General features: G+C 63.1%; 1 protein-coding gene. It reads right to left on the reverse strand.

The genetic code is table 11. The features are described 5' to 3' along the window. Positions 1-2: 2 nt before the first annotated feature. Positions 3-1,285 (reverse strand): IS4 family transposase (locus FXV83_RS01140; RefSeq protein ID WP_148736937.1); only part of this gene is annotated, 1,283 nt, incomplete at its 5' end.

The following is a 1,285-nucleotide window of genomic DNA, read 5'->3' on the forward strand; positions in this document are numbered from 1 at the left end:
GGCTAAGGCGTGCACACGTTTCTGAGGTTCCATCCTTGGGCCATTTGTTCGAAGCGATACCAACCTCGTCGCATGGTGATCGGACCGGGCGGACGCTCGGAAGCGTAGCCGGTCCAACCGCCAAGGCGGGCAATGATCCAGGCAAGCCAAGCGATAGAATGCCTGGCATGCTGGTTCTTTTGCTTGGCGGTCTTTCCTTCGAGACGGGCCTGCAAGGCCTCGAGCATCGGCAATTGGTCCGCCGCGACCACGTCGGTGGCCGGGCGATCAACGGTGCCGTCGCGTGCGAGTACGAGCTGCATGATCTTGGTGGCTGCAATCATCGCGATGGCGGCAAGATTGAACAGCGCCTCGGCGGCTTCGACCTGGCTGCTCTCGAGATCGAGACCCTGACTCTTGCTGGTGCGGAACAACTGCTCGATGTGCCATCGCTCACGATACCAAGTGACGATCTGCAGCGCCTGCGCAACAGTCACAACTGCGTGGGTGGTGAGAAGGCGCCAGTGGATCGGCTCCTCAACCGCAGGATCAAGCTCCTTCACCTCGACCAGGCGCAGAGTCAGTTGAGGTGCGGCGGCGGGATCGCTGCAGTTGGCCGGCCGCTTGATCGTGACCTCGCCAAAGCGCACCGCCACGTCGGCCGTGCGCGCTGGACGGCCGGGCTGGGCTCGAACCTCCAACGCGAAGCGATGCCGCACCGGCCAGCCCTCAGTCACGTCAAACAACCTGCTGCCATCCACCAGGGCGCGATCGCGACAGGCGCGCGTCAGCAAATGGGTGCGCCCATCGGGGATCCGATCAAACTCTTCGTAGATGTCGCTCTCCCGGTCGCCGATCACGGTGACCATCGCCGCCGAAGCGAGCGCGCTCTTGGCGCCCGCCGCCCCCTTGATCCAACGGTGCGATTCTTTGTCTTCGATCGGTTGGCTGCGGTAATTGGCGGACGCTGGCCCCTCGCGCGTCCAAATTTGCATTCCAGCCAGCCCGAGCAAGGCTCGACTGCCTGCATCAATTGCCAGCACCGGATGCACGAACAAGCCAGGATCACGTCCATTGCCGGATGGTCCAAGCCCCCGTATCCGCCCGGCGTGCTTGGCGTAGTTCAGCTCCGTGGTGTCTTGGATTGCAAGCACATGCAAGCCCGCGACACGCTCCGACAGCGCTTCTGCGCTATGCACGGCAATTTCCTCGGCTGTCACGCTCGGATTGTTCAGCCAACGGCTGAATCCTACCCATTCGGCCCGGCAATCGCCCGCCGCCCGCAGATTCACCGTGACGCGTTCAA

Source organism: Bradyrhizobium hipponense (assembly GCF_008123965.1).
Lineage (GTDB): Bacteria > Pseudomonadota > Alphaproteobacteria > Rhizobiales > Xanthobacteraceae > Bradyrhizobium > Bradyrhizobium hipponense.